Annotated in this window: 3 protein-coding genes and 1 pseudogene; all 4 read right to left on the bottom strand. The window is 51.5% G+C overall.

What is annotated here, in order from left to right; all coding sequences use genetic code 11:
* A partial coding sequence (locus PX481_RS06340; RefSeq protein WP_288094021.1) for a 1-deoxy-D-xylulose-5-phosphate synthase N-terminal domain-containing protein occupies positions 1–427 on the bottom strand: 427 nt, incomplete at its 3' end.
* Between the two features lie 73 nt (positions 428–500).
* Complete coding sequence (gene larB, locus PX481_RS06335; RefSeq protein ID WP_288026021.1) at positions 501–1271, bottom strand: nickel pincer cofactor biosynthesis protein LarB; 771 nt, start codon at positions 1269–1271, stop codon at positions 501–503.
* A 9-nt stretch (positions 1272–1280) separates the two neighbouring features.
* On the bottom strand, positions 1281–1478 hold the full coding sequence (locus tag PX481_RS06330) for a hypothetical protein (protein ID WP_080603607.1): 198 nt from the start codon (positions 1476–1478) through the stop codon (positions 1281–1283).
* Between the two features lie 5 nt (positions 1479–1483).
* Positions 1484–1876 (bottom strand): annotated as a pseudogene (locus PX481_RS06325) (ribonuclease J); the annotation flags it as partial.

Raw genomic sequence — 1876 nt, 5'->3', positions numbered from 1 at the left:
CGATGATCGATACCACCTTGAAATCTTCCCCCTTGGCATCCCGGGCTAAAGCCATTCCTAACCCCGCAGAAATGCTCGTAGAGGCGTGTCCAGCCCCAAAATGGTCAAATTTGCTCTCGCAACGTTTTAGATAGCCCGCAACGCCGTTTTTTTGGCGCAGGGTGTGAAAATCGTTATAGCGACCGGTGAGGAGTTTGTGCGGATAAGCTTGGTGTCCCACGTCCCAAAGGACTTTATCTCGATCGAGATCGAGGGTCTGGTAAAGGGCGATCGTTAGTTCTACGACTCCTAACCCCGGTCCCAAATGTCCACCGGTAGCGGCGATCGTCTGGAGGTGTTTTTCGCGAATCTGACGGGCAATATCTTCTAATTGACGGAGTGATAAACCATGTAACTGGTTGGGATGAGTAATTTCACTTAGGTGCATATCGGCTTCTTTTTCAAAGTAGTTTATCCCTATACCAACTGTATAGGATTTTCAGCCTGAGATGAGGGAAAATCTAGGCTAATCTGGCCGCCGTGCGTAAAATTTGGCTGGCTAACATGGCAGCCCCAAAACCATTATCGATATTAACCACACCGATACCGACCGCGCAGGAATTGAGCATAGTTAACAAAGGAGCAATACCACCGAAACTGGTTCCGTAACCGATACTGGTGGGAACGGCGATCACCGGGCGATCAACTAATCCCGCTACCACACTTGGTAAGGCTCCTTCCATTCCCGCAACAACAATTAACACATCGGCAGCATCCAGTAGATGGCGATGATTCAAGAGGCGATGAATTCCCGCTACTCCCACATCCCAGAGACGCTGCACGGAAAAACCGCATAATTGAGCAGTAACCGCCGCCTCCTCCGCTACGGGAATATCGGCAGTTCCCGCCGTTAGGATGGAAATTGTACCTTTTGGGGGATTTTCTGGAGCGGCTGCGGCAATGGCACAGATGCGGGCTAAGGGATAATAAACTAAGTCTGTCACCTGTTCCTGTAGCTGGGCCGCTATCTCTGCTTCAATGCGGGTGGCCATAACCACGGGACTATTTTGACGCAATACACCGATAATTTGGGCGATTTGAGCGGTGGTTTTACCCGGCCCCCAGATAACCTCCGGAAATCCCGTTCTTAATTGACGATGATGGTCAATTTTAGCGAAGTCTTCCACCGGTTCAAAGGCCAGATGTTTAAGTTTATCTAAGGCTGTCTCCGGGTTAATTTCTCCCCTGGCAACGGCGGTCAGCAGCGATCGCAAATCGGCAGCATGGAACATGATCAGTTATCAATGGGAAGTGGGGTGTGGGGTGTGGGGTGTGGGGTGTGGGGAAGTGGGAGAGTGGGGAAGTGGGGAAGTGGGGAAGTGGGGAAGTGGGGAAGTGGGGAAGTGGGGAAGTGGGGTGTGGGGGGATGGGAAGGATAAATAAAAATAATCTCCTGTCTCCTGTCTCGGAGACTCCTGTCTGGGAGTCTCCTGTCCCACTGCTATTAGGAGGCCATGGTAGCTGCGGGACGGCGGCGGCGATAAGTACGATTGTTCGCTGGTTCCGTTGCCGCCGCTTGCAGGAGAAAAATCACTAGGGGTTGACTCTGTAACTCCCGTTTGATTAAACGTTGCAAAGTCGTCTCGATTTCGGCCCGCAAACCGGCCCAATCCGGGGACCCCGTGGCGGTTTTAAATTCACCGATGCGATCGCTTAAACAGCGTTCGATCGCCCGAATAATTAGCTGATTCAGCAGCGGGATTTCCACTTTTGTCACCACACCGCGCAAATTAATCTCTGGGGGTGCGCTTAATTGTCCCACACTGTTAACGAAGGATGCGATCGGAATCACACCATCGTCGGCTAACTGTTGTCTTTCCTGCATAATGTGTTCGTG

The organism is Microcystis sp. M53603_WE2 (assembly GCF_030065435.1).
Note: the sequence above shows the minus strand (reverse complement) of the source record. Positions and strands in the feature narration are given on the sequence as shown.